Origin of the sequence: Chthoniobacter flavus Ellin428, assembly GCF_000173075.1 — a bacterium.
In the GTDB taxonomy this organism is placed as follows: Bacteria; Verrucomicrobiota; Verrucomicrobiia; order Chthoniobacterales; family Chthoniobacteraceae; genus Chthoniobacter; species Chthoniobacter flavus.
On record NZ_ABVL01000008.1, the window covers coordinates 205163 to 222835 of the forward strand.

Here is a 17673-nt window from a genome sequence, read left to right on the forward strand (position 1 = left end):
CAGAAGAAAGGAGGGAGGAAAACATCCAACATCCAACGCCCAACATCCAATGGAAGAAGCCCGATGCGCAGCGCGCACTGCCAGCGTCACCGCCATCAGGCCATTGGATGTTGGGTGTTGGGCGTTGGGTGTTGGATGTTCTGCCTTTCTTCTCCCCCCTGCCGCTCCGCAAAGATCCGATGCAGCGTGTGCCCCAAATCTTCCACCGTATTCGGTTTCAAAATGAGATCGCGAATACCCAGGCTGCGCGCGCTCTCGGTATCCTGCGGACGGATGTAGCCGGTCGCGAGAATGACTGGGACCTTCGGCCGGACTTTCAAGATTCGCGCCGCCAAATCGCGCCCGCTCAGGCGCGGCATGGAGAGATCGGTGATGACCACATCGAATCGATCCGGCTCCGCGAGAAAGGCTTTCAATGCCGCCTCCGCCTCGGTAAAGCCGGTCACCTCATAACCCAGCCGTCCCAGCACTTGTGCGGTGAGATAAACGAGCGGCTCTTCATCATCCACATAGAGCAGACGCTCTCCATGTCCGCGTGGAGGCGGTGTCGCCGGGACCGTGACCTCCGGGATCGCGCCCTCGGCCGCGGGGAAGTAGAGGTGAAACGCCGTGCCTTTGCCGGGCTCGCTGTAAACGGTGATCGCGCCGTCGTGCGCCTTCATGATGCCGTGCACCACGGAGAGACCGAGCCCGGTACCTTCGCCCTGGCTCTTGGTCGTAAAAAACGGATCGAAAACGCGCGCGACGGTGGCGCGATCCATGCCGCAACCGCTGTCGCTCACCGTGAGACGCACATAGCGGCCCACGCGCAATTCGGGTGACGTGCGGGCGAGATCGGTATCCACATCGATCATCGCCTGGCGCAATTCCAGCACGCCGCGCCCGCTCATGGCATGCCCGGCATTGGCGCCGAGATTCATGATGACCTGGTGCACCTGCGTCGCATCCGCGCGAACGACCGGGGCATCGGGCACAAAGGTGGACCGAATCTCGATCGTGGTCGGCAGGCTGGCGCGCAACAACTGGAGTGCCTCCTCCACGATGGGCTGCAGGTGCATGAGCTTGCGCTCCTGCGGTTGCTGCCGGCTGAAAGTGAGAATGCGCCGCACGAGGTCGACCGCCCGCAGGCCGGCCTTGCTGACTTCCGCGAGATGCTCCCGCACGGGACTGTCCGCAGGCAGATCCTCCAAGGCCAGCTTGGTGTTTCCGGTGATCGCGGTGAGCAGATTATTGAAGTCGTGCGCGATGCCGCCAGCGAGTTGCCCGATGGCCTCCATCTTGTGCGACTGCAGCAATTGCGTTTCGATCTTCTTGCGTTCGGTCAGGTCGAGGAGCGAGCCGAGGATCGCCGGGCGGCCCTCGTATTCGGAGCGTGAACCGTGCACCTCGATGTGCACCACGCTCCCATCCTTGCGGACCATACGCAGGCCGTAGCGAACAAAATCAACTTCGCCTTCCATCCGCCGGCGGATATTTTCCGCCACCAAGGCGCGGTCCTCTTCGAAAACGAAATCCAGGACCTTCCCCGCGGTTAGCTCCTCGGCGGTGTAGCCCATGATCTGGGCGAAGGTCGGGTTCGCGTAAACATAGCGGTCATCCTGGATGATGTAGATGCCGACCAGCGATTGCTCGACCAACCCGCGATACTTGGCTTCGGCGGTCTCTCGCGCGGCTTCCGCTTTGTGCCGCTCGGTAATGTCCTGAACGACGGCCAGGGTGCGCAGCGGGCGGCCGACATCATCGCGAATAAGCGAAGCGCAAATACTCACCCATACCGCGGTGCCGTCCTTGCGCTGGTAGCGCTTCTGCCGATTGATCTCCGTAATCTCCCCACGAACCATGCGCTGGTGCGCCTCGGAATCGTTCGTGCGATCGTCCGGATGCGTGAGCTGGTGGAACGTCATGCCGAGCAACTCTTCTTCCGTGTAACCGGTGATCTCACAGAATTTCGGGTTCACCCGCAGGTAGCGGCCGGTGACTGGGTCGGCCTGGACCTGTCCCACCGCCGAGGAAAAAAAGCTCGCTCGAAAATCCGCCTCGCGAGCCCGCAGGTTCTCCTCGGCGAGCCGTCGCTCGGTGATGTCCATCGCGAGCCCGATGAAACCGGTGATGTTTCCATTCGCGTCGCGCAGCGGCACCTTGTCCGTCTGCAACCAGCGCACGCCACCGGACGTCGCCAGCGGCTCGATGCAGCCCAGCTTCGGCTCTCCGGTTTCGGCGATTTGATCCTCATCACGCGCGTAAATCTCGTAGTATGGCGAGCCGATCTCCTCGTCGCTCTTGCCGATCACTTCTTCCTCCGCTTTGCCCAGCGTCCGCAACAGGGTCGCATTCGCCCGCATGATGCGGTGCTGGCGGTCCTTGTAGAAAATCATCGCCGGCACGCCATCCAGGATCATCTGCATTTCCGCAGCGATTCGATTCCGCTCCCCCTCCGCCCTCCGGCGCTGCGCACCGTGCTCCATTTGTTGCAGCGCAAACGAAATATCGCTCGCCATCTCCTCGAGCAGTTTCACCTCCTCCTCATCGAAGAAACCGACCTCGTCGGAATACAACACGAAACATCCTATGACGTCCTTCTCGCTGTGAATGGGGAACGCGGCCGCGGAGCAGAAGTCGCGTTTCATCGCCTCCTCGACCAGCGGCAGCATGCGCGGATCGTGGCGCATATCGTTGGAGACCACGCTCCGCTTTTCGCGAATCGCCGTGCCCGGAGTCAGGCGTCCTTCGGGTTCATCGCGAACGGAAAACTTCACCCGCTCGAAAAGTCCCGCATCGATCCCGGCATGGGCCATCGGCCGCACCAACTGCGTCTTGCGGTCCACCTCACCGATCCAGGCCATGCGGAATTTCCCGAGGGTCACCGCGATCTCACAAATCCGCTCGAAGAGCGGCAAGCGCTCGCTGATGTGCACGATGCTTTGATTGCACTGGCTGAGCAGAGCGTAGAGCCGCTCGCGGTGCGCGATCCTCTCCTGGGCCACCTGCAAGGCGCGGGCGGTGAGCCAAAGCAACACTGTTACGGCGAGCCAGAGCGCCAGCGCGGCGAGAATCACGACCAGGCCTGAGGTCGCCGGGCTGCCGGAGGCGATTCCGGCCCAGGCCGGCGAATGCGAAGCCCACGCTACCAGGACGCCGATCGCGGTCAGGGCGAAGAGCACACTCGATCCCAACGCGAGCTTTTGGAGCCGCGTTGCCGAGAAGATGCCCGTCCGAATGGCCATGGAGTTACGAGCGCACCGCCGAAATTCGGCGCTGGTCACAGTTTGGCCACGCGCGGCCCGTTTTCATCAATCAGCCTCTCGACTCAGTTCGTGCTTCACCAGCTTCCAGTCGAACTGGAACTGCGGTGTCACTTTCGCTGAAATTCCGGAAATCGACTGGCTTGACGATGTAGGAATTGATCCCAAGCCGGCGGCACTCCGCGTGGTCGCTTTCGAATTTCGAAGCGGTCAGTATGACCACGGGGATATCGCGCGTTCGCTCGTCCTGGCGGATGCGGCGCAGCACTTCCAGACCGTCGAGCTTCGGCAGCTTGAGGTCGAGGAGGATGACTCCGGGGAAGGCTTTACCCGCGCGATCGGCATACGCGCCGCGCGCATAGATAAAGTCGAGGGCCGCGATGCCGTCGTTCACGATGTGCACGGGGTTCACGATGCGCGCGCGCTTGAAAGCACGTTGCGTCAATTCGATGTCGTTCGGCTCGTCTTCGACGAGCAGAATTTCCAGCTGGTCGGGCGCAGTTCCGTTGGAGGCTTGTTCGAAAAGCCGCCAAACGGAAAGGCCAAGAGCATGCGCAAGTTTTTCAATGCTGATGAGCGAGACATTCCGCATGCCTCGTTCCACGTCGGATACGTAGGTGCGGTGCAGCCCCGCACGATCGGCAAGCTCCTCTTGCGACATGCCCAGTTCGGACCGCTTGCTCTTGATGGTGGTACCGAAAAGCGATTTGAGGTCGGCGTCTGTCATGGAGTTGGTCTCATTTGGGGACAGAATAGTAACCCCTCAATCCACAGACGATGAGCGACATTCATAATAAAATGTTGTCCTGATTAGTTCTACTCTTAGAAGGCGCAAGACCGGCTTGTCTCAGTTTCGAAGCGCATTAGTGGCAGCACGTATCCCCCAAAGTCTTTATCAGCAAGGGTTCACGCAGCTTATCACACTCGCTATTCGTTGGCGAGGCCCAAGAAGCGCCTGTCGACATCAGGCGGATCGGTGACGAAAAGGCAGTTTTTCAGCCGCTGCCGCCAAATTCAGTGATTTCGTCACTCAGCTTTCACCGACGTGCCATTCGGCTGTCACGGGCCCACCCTAGAAAAAGCATGTTCGTAATTTTACTGCCATATTTGCCACAAAACGTGCTTATCTCACATTTGCCCTCTGCGCCTATTTTTTAACCATTTCGCTACACGCTGCACTTTTTATTACGGAGATCGATCCTTCGGGGAGCAGCGCCAGTTACGGGGCAGATTGGTTCGAGCCGACCAACACCGGAACGACCTCGCTCGACATCACTGGCTGGAAAATGGACGACAACTCGAACTCGTTCTCGCTCGGCGTGCCGCTGCGCAATGTCACGAGCATTGGCGTCGCCGCCGTCTTTTCAAGTGAGCTGACTTTTCCCTCGGGTCGAAACCATTGCGCCGCGGGGTGGTCTTTCCCCTGCGGCGCATCTTTTGGCGGGAGGGGAAAGGGAGGAAGGCGCTCTTAATCTTAATCTTAATCGTAATCTTACTCTCAGCCGGGGGATTAAGATTAAGATTAAGAACAGGCCCCCACCCCCCCGAAGACAGCGACTTTACCTTTCGCGGGAGTCCGCTACCTTCCGCCCTCCACGCCAGCGCCCTGTCCTGCCATGTCCTTGATGACCTCAGCCCAAATCCGTCAGTCGTTCCTCGATTTCTTCCGCGAGAAGCAGCACACCATCGTGCCGAGCTCCTCGCTCATGCCCGACTCCCCGAACCTGCTTTTCACCAATGCAGGCATGAACCAGTTCGTGCCGATTTTCCTCGGGGAGCGCAAAGCGGATGTCAGCTCCTGGGCGGATGCGGTCAATTGGTTCGGCGAAAAGAATCGCGACGGCACGCTGAACAAGACTTCCGACACGCGCGCGGCGGACACGCAGAAGTGCATCCGCGCGGGCGGCAAGCACAACGACCTCGATGATGTCGGCCTCGACACGTATCACCACACGTTCTTCGAGATGCTCGGCAACTGGAGCTTCGGTGATTACTTCAAAAAGGAAGCCATCGAGTGGGCGTGGGAGCTCGTCGTCGGCCGCTGGAAATTTCCGCCGCAACGTCTCTACGCCACGATCTACAACCCCGACAAATCGATCGGCGATCCCGCCGATCGCGACGAGGAAGCGTGGAACTTGTGGGCGGAGAAATTCCGCGCCGTGGGTCTCGACCCCGCCGTGCACATCGTCAACGGTAATAAGAAAGACAATTTCTGGATGATGGGCGAGACCGGCCCATGCGGCCCGTGCAGCGAATTGCACGTCGACCTCACCCCCGCCGGCGACACCAAGGGCGCGCTGGTCAATAAAGGTACCGCCGAGTGCATCGAGATCTGGAATCTCGTGTTCATTCAGTTCAATGCGAACCCCGATGGCACCTTCTCACCGCTGCCCGCGAAGCACGTGGACACCGGCATGGGCTTCGAGCGCGTGAGCTCGATCATCCAGGGCACGAAAGACTTCACCGACTTCGCCAATGCGAAGATTTCCAATTACGAGACGGACATCTTCCGCCCGATTTTCGACGAGATCGAGAAGCAGTGTGGCAAGCGTTACACCAGCACGCTTCCGCAGCCGAACGCGCAAGGGCAGATCATCCCCGAAAGCGAACAGGAGAAAGTGGACGTCGCCTTCCGCGTGATCGCCGACCACATCCGCACGTTGAGCTTCGCGATTGCCGATGGCATTCAACCCGGCAACACCGATCGTAATTACGTCCTGCGCCGCATCCTGCGCCGCGCGGTCCGCTACGGTCGCACGCTTGGTTTCACCGAGCCCTTCTTCTACAAGCTCGTCGGCGTCCTCGCCCGCACCATGGGCGACGTCTTCCCCGAAATCCGCGCGAAGCAGAAGCACGTAGAGGAAGTGCTGAAACGGGAGGAAGAGTCGTTCAATCGTACTTTGGACAAGGGCATCGAGCTGTTCACCAGTTTTGTTGCTTCGGAGAAGCAGCAACAGTTGAGTGGGACCTCGGCTTTCAAACTCTACGACACTTATGGGTTCCCACTGGATCTTACCGAGCTAATGGCTCGCGAGCGTGGACTGACGGTGGATATCGCCGGGTTTGAAGTGGAGATGGAAAAGCAACGGAAGCGCGCACGCGAGGCTCAGGTCCGCGACGTCATCGAGCTTTCCGAAATCGAAACCAAGACCCCGACGCATTTCATCGGTTACGATCACAATCACACCGGCGCGGATGTGCAGGAAGTGTTGTCCGTAAAAGGCAAGACGGTCGTCATCGCGAACAATTCCGTGTGCTATGCGGAGATGGGCGGGCAGGTCGGCGATAGCGGCGAGATGACCGGCCATGGCGGCAACTCCTGGCGTATCGCGAACACGCAGAAGAGCGGCAACACCTGGCTCCACTTCCTCGAGGAAGCGGACGGGCCGGCGGTGGGCGATCATGTCACCATCCAGCTCGACGGCGCGCGGCGCGGGGCGATCCAACGGCATCATACGGTCACGCATTTGCTGCACTGGGCGTTGCACGAAGTGGTGAGCAAGGAAGCGACGCAGAAAGGTTCCTTCGTGGGGCCGGACAAGCTGACCTTCGACTTCAACAGCGCGGCGCTCACGCCCGTGCAGGTCCGCGATATCGAGCGACTCGTCAACGAGCGCATCGTCGAGAACGGCAGCGTCTCGTGGATCGAGATGCCGTATGCCGAGGTGCGCGGCCGCGGCGACATCATGCAATTCTTCGGCGACAAGTACGGCGAGACCGTGCGCGTCGTGCAAATCGGTGGCCAGGCGACGAAGCTCGATGGCTACTCGATGGAACTCTGCGCCGGCACCCACACGCGGGCCACGGGCGAGATCGGGCTCTTCCGCATCAATGCCGAGAGCGCCATCGCCGCCGGCGTGCGCCGCATCGAAGCGGCCGCTGGCCTGAATGCCTACGACCTCGCCAACGCTGATACCCAACGTCTCCACGCGCTCGCGACCAAGGTCGGCTCGCCGCTGCCCGAGCTCGAGAAGCGCATCGAAGGCCTGCTCGCCCAGCAGAAGGAACTCGAGAAAGCGCTCAAAGCCGCGCAACAGCGCGAAGCCGCGGGCCGCGCCAAGGATCTGCTCGCCAACGCGGCGACGATCAATGGCACTCCCGCGATCATCGCCAATCTCGGTGCGGCCGATGGCGACACGTTGCAAACCGTGGCCGACGCGCTGAAGTCGAATGGCTTCAAGGGCGTGACCGTCCTCGGCGGCACGGCCAATGGCGCTGTCGCGCTCGTCGCGGCGGTTTCGCCGGACTTCACCGCCAAGGTGCAGGCCGGGAAGATCATCCAGACCATTGCCCCGCTCGTCGGTGGCAAAGGCGGTGGCAAACCCGAAGGCGCCCGCGGCGGCGGCAAGGATCCGTCGAAGCTCGAAGAAGCGCTCGCCCAGGCGAAGGCGCTCCTCGGATAATCGCGTTTACTCGATCTTGAAAAGGATCGTCGCCGTCTTGCCGTCGGCGATCACGCTCAGCATGTAGTTGCCGGGCGCGAGCTTCTGCTTGTCCATCGTGCCGGCCAGCGAGCCCTTGCTCGTGCCTTGCAAGATGATCACCGCCGGCGAAGCACCGGGCGCGGCCTGACCTTTGTCATCGACCTTGTTGACGTTGATGATGATCGGATTGCCTTGGGCGCTGATCTCGATCGCCGCGTCGTTCTTCACCGCATTGGCGATCTTCGCGAACGGCTCGCTCTTGTTGTAAACCGCGGCCTGGCCACCAAGACTCACGGGAAAGGGCAGCGCACTGTAGTCCTGCGCGTGGCTGATGCCGAGGCCGAGGAACAACACGGAGAGGAGAGCGTGAAGGAATGTTTTCATATGTTTATAAGTGAGTGGCCGGAATGCTGGGGCATTCCGCGTGCAGGGCAAGCCGGGAAATCGCCCTGTCCATCGAATGAGGGAGACAATGAGACGCCCTGCAAAATGAATGTCTCATTGTTCGATTGTCCCATAGTCTCATTGTCTCTTCCTCCCATCTCTCGACGATGAATCCAGAAGCCACCCTGCGCCGCTACCGCCTCGTGCTCGGCCTCTTCATCCTCGGCTTGGTGCTGAGCGGTGTCACCGCTTTCCCTCTGCTGCACGAACTGGAATTGCTCGGTCGAATTCTCGGCATTCCCGCGGATGCCGGACCGTCTTCGCTCTCCGGCCTGCAGTTCTGGATCGCTACGGTCCGTGATGGCCTGCGCGCCACCTACGCCAGTTATCCCTGGCTTGCCTATGGCACGGATTGGCTGGCCTTCGGGCACATCACCATCGCGCTCTTCTTCATCGGGCCCTGGCGCGAACCGGTGGCCAACGCCTGGGTGCTCAAGGTGGGCCTCGTCGCTTGCGCCGGGATCCTGCCGCTCGCCCTCATCTGCGGACCGCTCCGCGGCATCCCCATTTATTGGCGGCTGATCGATTGCAGCTTCGGCATTTTCGGCTGCCTGCCGTTGCTCTATTGCCTGCGTCTGACCGCGACCTTGCGCAGTCTTGACTCCGCCAACCGGGCGTGAGCGAATCTCGCCCCGTATGACGTTCCGGTTCTTTCGATGGATGGCGCTGCCGTGTCTACTGCTGCACAGCGCGTCGGCGGAAACGGTGCCTCTTGCGCAGGCCCCGAGCGGCGTGCAGAAGACGATCAAGGAACGGCTGGGCAACGCCCAAATCGAAGATGTCGATCGCGATCTGGACAGCGGCAAGGTGATCTTCACCATCACGTTCGGCATCAATGGACAGAGCCGCGAGATGACGCTGGGCGAAGACGGCCACATCGTGAGCGCGCAGGTCTTTCTCAAGGATCTGTCGCTCGCGCTGCAGATGGCCATTCAGCGCGTGGCGGCAGCGGATGCGATCGAGCGGATCGAAAAAGTGCTCGAGGAAAATCCCGAATACTACTCGATCGATTGGAAGGCCAGGGATGGCCAGGCGCATTCGTTCGACGTGTGGGAGAGCGGCAAGATCAAGAGCATGCAGGTGACCCTGGATGAAGTGCCGGCGGCGGTGCGCGCGGGCCTGCAAAAACAAGCCGGCAGCGACGCGGTGAAGACAATCGCGAAATCGTTTGAGGAAGCGGATGTCCAATACGTTGCGACCCTCGATCACGGCGGCCACGAGCGCGACCTGACGGTGTCCGAAGCCGGCGAACTGTTGCGGATGGATATCGCCCTCGCGGACGCGCCAGCCACCGTGCAGCAGACCGTGACGAGCACCGCAAGCCAGGGCGCGATCACGAGCATCGAGAAAGTCGTCGATGATGGCCACCTGCAATACGAAGTGGAGTGGAAGACGAAGGAGGGCGCGGCGCGGTCGTTCACCGTGCTGGAAAGCGGCAAGCTCCTGAGCATGCGCGTGAGCCTTGAAGAAACACCGCCCGCCGTGCGCGCGGCCATCGCCAAGGAAATCGGCGGCGACAAATTGAAGGAGGTCGCCAAGTCCTTTGACGATGGGGTCGCTTACGACGTGACGGTCAATCGCAACGGACGCGATCGCGATTTCAGCCTCCGGGAAAATGGACAGATCTCGCGAGTGGAAGTCTCCCTGGCCGAGATCCCACCGATCGTGCAGAAGGGCATCCAGCATGTCATCGGCACCGGCAGCATCACGTCGATCGATCGCACGGTGGAAGACGACCGCACGCAATACAACATCGACTGGAAAGCCAGCGACGGCACGGCGCACGCCTTCAGCCTGCTGGAGAATGGCAGCATGAAGAGCGTGCGTGTCGCCCTCGAGGAAACGCCGCCGGCGGTGAATGCCGCCATCGTGCCGGAAGTCGGCAGCGGGAAGCTGAAGGAGATCGCCAGATCCTTTGACGACAACGCGGTGACCTACGACGTGACCTTCGTCCGCGACGGTAGGGAGCGCGATTTCACCGTGACGGAAGCGGGCAAACTGGAGCGACGGCAGCTCTTTCTCGAAGAGCTCGCGGCCGCGGCGCAGGGCACGATCAAGCGGGTCACGGCCAAAGGCATGATCCTGCGCATCGACCAGATGTTTAACCAGAAAAAGGGCGGCTTCCACATGGAAGTCGAGAGCCTGGTGGACGGGAAACAGTACGACTTCAACGTGGGCCAGAATGGGCTGTTCCTCGGCGTGGAGAAACCGTGACCGTGAGCGTTTCCACAAGCCAACTCGTCAGCGGGCTGCTTTATTCCTTTTCTCCCCATGGGCGGACTCGTCGATAACAGTCGCAACGGCCGCAGCCGCAAACCGGAGACATGGCTCGACTCGTGCCCGGACTTTTCGCGGCCGATTTGTGGTGAGTTGCAGGAGTTGTTCGTGCGCTGGGAGCCGGACCTCACGGAGTCGGTCAAGTGGGCTGCGCTGTGCTTCCATGGGCGCAAGATGGTGTGCGCACTGGGCGCGTTTCAGAAGCACGTGAGCATCGTTTTCTTTCGCGGCACGGAACTGCCCGATCCGGCGCAGCTGTTCAATCAAGGCGAGGGCAATACCAACCTGCGGACCATTCAGATCAAAACGCTCAAGGCGTTCGCGGGGCTGGATCGCGCCGCGCTGAAGCGTCTGCTCCATGCCGCTGTGGAGCTCGATGCGCAGGTGGATATTCCACCACTGCCACCGCGCAAACGTGCGCCGTGGCCGGTGCCGTCCTTCTTCACGAAAGCGCTGAAGGAGCACAAAAAGGCGGCGGCATTTTTTGCGTCGCTGGCGCCGACTTATCAGCGGGAATATATCGTCTGGGTGAGCACGGCGAAGCGCGAGGAAACGCGCGAGCAGCGTCTCACCCAAACGCTCGCCGCTCTCGCTGCCGGACGGAAATGGGCGGAGCGGAAGAAGGTGTAAGCGGCGCGCGTTCTACTTATCGCGAGACCGTCGGATACCGCACGTCCTTCGCCAACGGCTTCGAGGTCGTTCCTCCGGGCAGGGTCATCTTGTAAAGCGACGCAGTCTTTTCCCCGACCGCCTGGCTGAGCAAGAGCACGGTCGAGTTATCCGCCCAGCATCCATCCCAACCAAACAACTTCTTCGGCGTGATTCGCGTGCCTTTCTTTGCGGCGAGATCGAGCGTCCACAACGCCGGCAGCGGGCCATCCCAATCCTTGCGATGCGCTTCCTCGCCCATGTCGATGCCGAGGAGCAGCTTCTGTCCATCGGGCGAGACATCGATGCGGCCGTCGCCGCTCATGTCACCATTCGGGATGCACTTCTTGATGTCCCACTGTTCCAGCGTCGCGCCGTCGAGGCCGATGCGGTAGATGTTCTTCATGTCCTGCGCGAAGAGCGATTTGCCGTCGGGAGACCAACACGGCGAATAGAGCGTGCCCTCGGCGTCCTTGGATTTCCGGATGTATTTGAAGCCGGTGCCGTCGGCATTGATCAGGCCGAAGTGCCAATTGTGGCCGTCATAGAGCGTGAAGGCGATGTGCGTGCCGTCCGGCGACCATCGCGGATAGTAGGCATTGTCGCCCGGCACATCCTTGAACACCGTCTGCTTACCGCTCGCCAATTCCACCACGGCGATGTGCCGCGCCCATGCCGTCTTGCCGGTCTGCTCCTCGGTATTGAAAGCGACTCGTGTCCCATCGGGCGAGATGTCGGGGAAAAGGCCGGTCCCAATTTTCTTCGCGCCGCTGCCGTCGATGCTGGCCACCCAGACCCGTCGGTCCTTTTCATAGGCGAGCTTTCGCGGGGAATCTTCCGCGGCGACCGTGAGGACGCCGCACAACAGGATGGCCAGAATGCGGAGGGGGGGCATGGCGTCGAAAATTAGCCGAGCCATGCCGGGAATGAAGTCAAAAGGCGGCGCCGGGGCTGTCGATGGTCGCGGACCTAATCTTTACCCATATCTCAGTTGGCGTCGATCGAGTTGAGTTGGCGAAGCAGCAGACTGTCCCGGAGGGACAACGGAATTTAGCCGGTGTGCAAGCCTGTGAGCTTCAGGCGAACAGGCGCAGCCACCGGATATCCGACCCTCCACGGGCCCGCCCCGGAGGGGCGGAGGAATCTCCCGCGAGCGAAGGTTTCCCGCGCCACCTCCGGGGCGCATCCGTGTGGGGGACGTGTTCCGGGGGTGTCGCTCGCAAGCTCGCTGTACCCCCGGCTAAATTCCTTTGTCCCTCCGGGACAGCCTGCCTCTTCACCGCGACGACTCGGTCGTCGTTCGACAAGAGGTGCGTAAAGGTCGGTCGCAGACCACCGCTCTAGCGCGCCGCGGAGTCAGCGCGAGACGCTCGGGTTTTCGGCGCCCTTCACCAAGAGTTCGCGTTTCTTGCCGTCGAGCGAGAGCCGGTAAATGGACCGTTGCCGCGACTTTGGCGGCTGCACGTTGCACAGGATTTCGCTCTCGCTGACCCATGCGGGGTTCCAGCCGTAGAAGCCCTTCGGCGTGATGCGCGTCGGCTTCATCGTGGAGAGATCGAGCGTCCACACCGCGGGCGGCGGGCCGTCCCAGTCCTTGCGGGCGGTATTCTCATCCATGTCCGCATCGACCAGCAAGGTGTGCCCGTCGGCGCCAACGGAGAACTGCTGGCCGCTGTTGAACGAAGCATTCGGCACAAGCTTTTCCACCGGGCGCTGATCCTTCACCGTGCCGTCGAGCGCGAAGTGATAGAGCGTCTCGAGATCCTGCGCGTAGAAGCTTTCGCCATCCGGCGTCCAGGCCATGGAGTTCAGCGCTGCGGTGCCGACTTTGGCCTTCGGCTCGAAATAGTGGAAGTGCGCGCCATCGGCGTCGATGAACGCGAGCCGCCACTCTTGCTTGACCATCGTGCTGAAGATGAGCCGGGAGCTATCTGGCGACCACACCGGGCCGTAGCTGTTGTCGCCGGGGATGTTGGGCAGCACGGTGGTTTTGCCGGTGGCGACATCGGCGATGGCAATGTGCCGCTCGGGCGTTTTCGCGGTTTCGGTATTGAAGGCGACGTGGGTGCCGTCGGGCGAAATCCGCGGCCAGGCTCCGGTGCCGATCTTCCTGGCGCCGGAGCCATCGAGGTTCGCGACATAGATCCCGTCGCCTCGCGAAAAGGCGAGCTTGCGAGGGGCATCTCCAGCGTGAACGGCCAGGGTGGTGCACAGGAAAATAGCGAGATGACGGAAGAGGTGCATTGCGAGGATACGTAACGGAACGTCCTCTTCTTACAAAACCTTTGTTTAACGCAGAGGACGCAGAGGGATTGGAGAGGGCCGCAGAGGGAAGATCTTCTCTCCTCTGCGGCCCTCTGCGTTCTCGGCGTCCTCTGCGTTTAAATGGGTGGGGCCTTTGGTTGCGGCTTTGCCGCGCTGTGGCCTCTGCGTTTAAAAAGGCCTACCTAATCCCAAAGCTCGTGGTGGACAGAATAGGAACCACGGATTTCGCGGATGACACGGATTTGGAAGAAGCGAAGGCACGAATTGCTTCAATCCGTGATCCTGCAATCCGCGGTCAAAAACCTAGGCGATTTAGAGTGGGCGGCGACGGAGCGCCGTCCGCCGATTAAATCTTCTCCAGCTTGCCGGTACTGTCGCCGAGCTTATCCGCCTTCACGCCCATGCGATCGAGGAGCGAGAGGTAGAGGTTGGTCATCGGCGTTTCTTTTTCGAACTGCACGTGACGGCCCGGCTTGAGGGTCCCGCCGCCTCCGCCGCAGAGGAGCACGGGCAGGTCGTGATGCTGGTGCGCATTGCCGTCGGCGATGGCGCTGCCGACCACGATCATCGAATTGTCGAGCACCGTGCCGTAGCCCTCTTTCATCCCCTGCAGCTTGCCGAGGAAATAGGCCACCTGTTCGATGTGGAATTTGTTGATCTGCGCAATCTTTCCCATCTTCTCGGGGTTGTTGCCGTGATGCGAGAGATCGTGATGGCCTTCATTCACACCGATGAACGGATACGGCCGGTTGCTGCCCTCATGCTGCACCATCATCGTCATGATGCGCGTCGAATCCGTCTGCATGGCCAACGCCATGAGATCGTACATGATCTTCACGTGATCGGGAAATTCGGTTGGAATGCCTTCCGGCTTTTCCATCGCCGGCTTCGGCTTGCTGGCCTGTTGCGCCTGGAAGCGCGCCTGCTGCTGGATTGCGACCTCGGTCTCGCGCAAACCGGTGAGATACTCATCGAGCTTGTGACGATCGGTCGTGCCGAGGTTTTTCTGGAAGGCCTTCGCATCCTCCGCGACGACGTCGAGGATCGAGCTGCGGCAACTCTCGCGCAAGGCACGGCCGGCAATGAGATCGGGATCCTGGTCTTCGGTGGAGAAGAGCCGTTCGAAAATCAACCGCGGGTCACCGATCGGCGGCATGGGCTGGTTCTCATTGCGCCAGGAGAGATTGTTTTGATAGGCGCAGGCATAACCCGAGTCACACGCCCCAGCCTGCCGGAGCGATTTCTCGCAGCTCATTTCGATCGAAGGCAGCCGGGTGTTCTTGCCGATCTGCATCGCTGCCACCTGATCGGCAGAAACGCCGACCGCAATATCCGCGCCCGCCGTCTTCCGCGGATGCACGCCGGTGAGAAAGCACGAGTTCGCGCGCGCGTGATCGCCGGCCCCATCGCCCAGGGCCCGCGCCTGCACATGCGCGAGACCGCTGAGCACCGAGACCTGCTTTTGCACCGGCGCGAGCGGGGCCAGCGTGGAGGAAAGCTCAAACCGATCGCCAACCCCCTTCGGCGTCCAACTCCCCATGTCCATGCCGTTCGGCAGATACATGAAGACCAGCCGGCGCAGGCCGCCATTGGGTGCGGCGGCGGCCTTCATCACACTCGGCAGCATGCACTCGAGAAACGGCAGGGCCAAGGTAACCCCGAGGCCGCGGAGAAAGGTGCGCCGGGGCAGATAGATGGATCGGTTCGTGATGTGCATATCAGGGGTGGGTTGCTGATTTCGTGGCCGCGATCGGGGCCAGCGTAGAACTGGTCGCGCCGGAGGGCAATGCCGCAGTCCCCGGCGCGGACACCGGCTGGGCAGCAGTCTTTTTGGCTTCGTTAAATTTGCGGTGGTCGCCTTCGCCCCGGCGCATCTGGAAGGGCACGCTGTCGACCACTTCCATGATGAGGTTGGAGAAGTTCGGGTTCTTTTCCAGCGAGGCGGAAATCTTCTCGATGGTCACGCGGTCGTAATATTCGAGGCCGCGGCCGAGCGCGTAGGTGAGCATCTTTTCCGAGATGCAGCGGAGGAAATCCGGGCGCTTGGTGGTGAGCAGGATTTTCTGCAGCTCCTCGGGGCCGGCAAATTTCTCCCCGCTCACGAGCTGACCGGTGGGATCGATCGCCGCGCCGTCATCCTGCGTCCGGCGCATCCCGACGCCATCAAACTGCTCGAGGCCGAACCCGATCGGATCCATGCGGGCATGACAGCTCGCGCAAACTGGATCCGTGCGATGCTGCTCCATCTTCTGGCGCAGCGTGCCGTGCAATTCGGCGCGCGCCTTGTCGTCGAGATCGGGCACCTGCGGCGGCGGTGGTGGCGGCGGCGTGCCGAGAATATTTTCCAGCACGTACTTGCCGCGCTTCACCGGCGAGGTGCGCGTGGGGTTCGAGGTAATGGTGAGATAGCTGCCCTGGCCGAGAATGCCCCCGACGCGATCCGGCGGCAGCGGCACTTTCACGAAGGCCTCGCCTTCGACCCCCTGAATGCCGTAGTGCCGCGCGAGACGCTCATTCACGAAGGTGTAATTCGCGCCGATGAAATCGAGCACCGAACGGTCTTCGTGCATGATGGTCTCGAAGAGCATTTCCGTCTCGCGCTCCATGGCCGTGGCGAGCGCCTGGTCCCACGCGGGGAAAGTCTTCGCATCGGGCTGCACGAGCTTGAGGTTGCGGATCTGCAGCCATTGGCCACCGAAGTTTTCCACCAGCGCCGACGACTTCGGATCGGCCAGCATGCGCTTCACCTCCGCGGCGAGATTCTTGCGCAGCGTACCGTGCTCGGCCTCGGAGAAGAGTTCGTCGTCCGGCATCGTGCTCCACAGGAAATAGGAGAGCCGCGAAGCGAGCGCGTATTCGGTGATCTGCGTGGCGACCTGCGGATTGTCGGGCTGCGGTTGCAATTCGCCGCGGAAGAGGAAGTGCGGTGAGACGAGGATGGCGGTCAGCGCGGTCTGTACGCTCTGCTCGAAATTCCCGCCCTTGATGCCGGCCTGTTTGTAGATCCACATGAAGCGGTCGATCTCCGTATTGGAGAGCGGCCGGCGGAAGGCGTGCGTGCCGAAATTCTGGATGATCGCGCGGGCCGCGAGTTCGAGCTTCGGCTGACCGCCGCCGGCCTTGAAGATGCGATACTGCGACTCCGGCGCTTTCACCGGCTGCGGCGGCGAGAGGAGGAGAATCTGCCGCACGGTAAAGGTGCGCTTGTCTTCCTTTTCCCCTTTGTCCGCGCCTTTCTTGGCGGTGGTCGTGCTGGCGGTCTTCATCTCGCCGCCGGCCATGGGGTTGGCCACGTGCATCATCAGGGTGTGCTCGCCCGGCTTGGCGATTTGCAACACGCCCTTGATCTGTTCCTTGAAATCCTTGCGGCCCGAAAGCTCGATCGTGCGCAGCAATTGCCCATCCAGCTTCCACTCCAGCTTCGGCGCTTCGCCGCCGACCTTCTGCGATTCGACAACGAGCTTCACGTCGTATTGCCCGGCCGCCGGCAGGTCGAGTTTCACCGTCGCTTCGGTTTCATCGATCTTGCGCGAGATGGATGTGGTGCCGGTCTTCGGTCCGCCTTCGATCTTGAAGAGATCGACGTAGATTTTCTCCGGACGCGGCTTGTGATCGTTGAGGATCGCCATGCTCATGACCTTTTCCGCGGCGCTGAGATAACGCTCGAAAAGCACGGGTGGCAGGGTGAGCACGTCACCGATGTCATCGAAGCCGTAGCCCGAATCGTCGGCCGGAAAATCGTCCGCCGGCTCGAAATCGACGCCAATCAAATCGCGGATGGTGTTGTTGTATTCCGCGCGGTTGAGGCGACGGATGGTGACCCGGCCCGGATCGGGGCGATCGGGATCGACGGCAAACACCACGACGTCGATCCACTTCATGACCTTCTCACGCTCGTCGAGCGTGGGCTGCTTGTCCTCATCATCGGGCGGCATCTCCCGGGTGCGCAAATTCTCCAATACGTGCCCCCAGGTCTTCTGGTCCTGCAACGTGGCGACATTATCCAGCGCCAGTCCGCCCTTCTTCTTTCCGTTGGCGTGGCACTTGTAGCAGTAGTTCTGGAGCAGCGGCTTGACGTCCTTCGAGTAGTCCAGCGGCCCGGCCACGACCGGCGTGGGCGTTGCCGCGGCTGCCGCGGGTGCAGGTATCGCGCCAGTGGCCGGAGTCGTCTTGGGCACGGAGACCTGCGGTTCCTTGGAAGAAGGGGAGGGCGTCGTGGGCGCCGGCGTGGCGGGTTCGGGCGAAGAGGAAGGCGCGGCCGGTTTCGAGCAACCCATCCAGGCAAGCAACATGCCCGCCGCACCAAGGTGCAGCAGCGGAGACAGAGGGGAACGGCGGAGCTTCACAGAACCGCCAGTCTACATCGTATTTTT

Annotated in this window: 12 protein-coding genes; 4 read left to right on the plus strand and 8 right to left on the minus strand. The window is 61.4% G+C overall.

Annotation, left to right across the window (positions count from 1 at the left end; genetic code table 11):
• Positions 1–95: 95 nt before the first annotated feature.
• The 3 genes from CFE428DRAFT_RS33755 to CFE428DRAFT_RS40505 all read right to left on the minus strand — a co-directional run bounded on the left by CFE428DRAFT_RS33755 (position 96) and on the right by CFE428DRAFT_RS40505 (position 4587).
• Positions 96–3224: a PAS domain S-box protein gene (locus CFE428DRAFT_RS33755; protein WP_006980457.1), complete on the minus strand. Its 3129-nt coding sequence runs from the start codon at positions 3222–3224 to the stop codon at positions 96–98.
• A gap of 70 nt (positions 3225–3294) precedes the next feature.
• Positions 3295–3969, minus strand: coding sequence for a response regulator (locus CFE428DRAFT_RS15170; RefSeq protein ID WP_006980458.1), 675 nt, complete (start codon positions 3967–3969; stop codon positions 3295–3297).
• A 492-nt stretch (positions 3970–4461) separates the two neighbouring features.
• Entirely contained in the window at positions 4462–4587 is a 126-nt protein-coding gene (locus CFE428DRAFT_RS40505) for a hypothetical protein (RefSeq protein ID WP_006980459.1), read from the minus strand.
• A 280-nt stretch (positions 4588–4867) separates the two neighbouring features.
• On the opposite strand from CFE428DRAFT_RS40505, the gene alaS reads away from it, so the two are divergent.
• On the plus strand, positions 4868–7645 hold the full coding sequence (gene alaS / locus CFE428DRAFT_RS15180; RefSeq protein WP_006980460.1) for an alanine--tRNA ligase: 2778 nt from the start codon (positions 4868–4870) through the stop codon (positions 7643–7645).
• Between the two features lie 6 nt (positions 7646–7651).
• Here alaS and CFE428DRAFT_RS15185 read toward each other — a convergent pair whose 3' ends face one another.
• Complete coding sequence (locus CFE428DRAFT_RS15185) at positions 7652–8050, minus strand: hypothetical protein (protein ID WP_006980461.1); 399 nt, start codon at positions 8048–8050, stop codon at positions 7652–7654.
• A 167-nt stretch (positions 8051–8217) separates the two neighbouring features.
• Here CFE428DRAFT_RS15185 and CFE428DRAFT_RS15190 point away from each other — a divergent pair, with 167 nt between their 5' ends.
• The 3 genes from CFE428DRAFT_RS15190 to CFE428DRAFT_RS15200 are packed head-to-tail and all read left to right on the plus strand — an operon-like array spanning position 8218 to position 11017.
• The gene (locus tag CFE428DRAFT_RS15190; RefSeq protein ID WP_006980462.1) at positions 8218–8730 is read left to right on the plus strand and encodes a hypothetical protein; all 513 of its coding nucleotides are present in this window, start codon (positions 8218–8220) and stop codon (positions 8728–8730) included.
• A gap of 16 nt (positions 8731–8746) precedes the next feature.
• Positions 8747–10324, plus strand: a complete 1578-nt coding sequence (locus CFE428DRAFT_RS15195; RefSeq protein ID WP_042725041.1) for a PepSY-like domain-containing protein — start codon at positions 8747–8749, stop codon at positions 10322–10324.
• A 57-nt stretch (positions 10325–10381) separates the two neighbouring features.
• Positions 10382–11017 (plus strand): YdeI/OmpD-associated family protein, encoded by a 636-nt coding sequence (locus CFE428DRAFT_RS15200; protein WP_006980464.1) that lies wholly within the window; start codon positions 10382–10384, stop codon positions 11015–11017.
• A gap of 16 nt (positions 11018–11033) precedes the next feature.
• Here the strand turns inward: CFE428DRAFT_RS15200 and CFE428DRAFT_RS15205 are convergent, their stop codons facing one another.
• The 4 genes from CFE428DRAFT_RS15205 to CFE428DRAFT_RS15220 all read right to left on the minus strand — a co-directional run bounded on the left by CFE428DRAFT_RS15205 (position 11034) and on the right by CFE428DRAFT_RS15220 (position 17646).
• Positions 11034–11930, minus strand: coding sequence for a TolB-like translocation protein (locus CFE428DRAFT_RS15205; RefSeq protein ID WP_157447529.1), 897 nt, complete (start codon positions 11928–11930; stop codon positions 11034–11036).
• Between the two features lie 461 nt (positions 11931–12391).
• On the minus strand, positions 12392–13279 hold the full coding sequence (locus CFE428DRAFT_RS15210; protein ID WP_006980466.1) for a TolB family protein: 888 nt from the start codon (positions 13277–13279) through the stop codon (positions 12392–12394).
• A 367-nt stretch (positions 13280–13646) separates the two neighbouring features.
• Entirely contained in the window at positions 13647–15017 is a 1371-nt protein-coding gene (locus tag CFE428DRAFT_RS15215) for a DUF1552 domain-containing protein (RefSeq protein WP_006980467.1), read from the minus strand.
• A gap of 1 nt (position 15018) precedes the next feature.
• Complete coding sequence (locus CFE428DRAFT_RS15220) at positions 15019–17646, minus strand: DUF1592 domain-containing protein (protein WP_131989549.1); 2628 nt, start codon at positions 17644–17646, stop codon at positions 15019–15021.
• Between the last annotated feature and the right edge of the window lie 27 nt (positions 17647–17673).

Coding starts and splice junctions, on each gene's coding strand:
- CFE428DRAFT_RS33755 (WP_006980457.1), bottom strand. CDS start 3,224: ATGGCCATTCGGACGGGCATCTTCTCGGCAACGCGGCTCCAAAAGCTC.
- CFE428DRAFT_RS15170 (WP_006980458.1), bottom strand. CDS start 3,969: ATGACAGACGCCGACCTCAAATCGCTTTTCGGTACCACCATCAAGAGC.
- CFE428DRAFT_RS40505 (WP_006980459.1), bottom strand. CDS start 4,587: ATGCTCGTGACATTGCGCAGCGGCACGCCGAGCGAGAACGAGTTCGAG.
- alaS (WP_006980460.1), top strand. CDS start 4,868: ATGACCTCAGCCCAAATCCGTCAGTCGTTCCTCGATTTCTTCCGCGAG.
- CFE428DRAFT_RS15185 (WP_006980461.1), bottom strand. CDS start 8,050: ATGAAAACATTCCTTCACGCTCTCCTCTCCGTGTTGTTCCTCGGCCTC.
- CFE428DRAFT_RS15190 (WP_006980462.1), top strand. CDS start 8,218: ATGAATCCAGAAGCCACCCTGCGCCGCTACCGCCTCGTGCTCGGCCTC.
- CFE428DRAFT_RS15195 (WP_042725041.1), top strand. CDS start 8,747: ATGACGTTCCGGTTCTTTCGATGGATGGCGCTGCCGTGTCTACTGCTG.
- CFE428DRAFT_RS15200 (WP_006980464.1), top strand. CDS start 10,382: ATGGGCGGACTCGTCGATAACAGTCGCAACGGCCGCAGCCGCAAACCG.
- CFE428DRAFT_RS15205 (WP_157447529.1), bottom strand. CDS start 11,930: ATGCCCCCCCTCCGCATTCTGGCCATCCTGTTGTGCGGCGTCCTCACG.
- CFE428DRAFT_RS15210 (WP_006980466.1), bottom strand. CDS start 13,279: ATGCACCTCTTCCGTCATCTCGCTATTTTCCTGTGCACCACCCTGGCC.
- CFE428DRAFT_RS15215 (WP_006980467.1), bottom strand. CDS start 15,017: ATGCACATCACGAACCGATCCATCTATCTGCCCCGGCGCACCTTTCTC.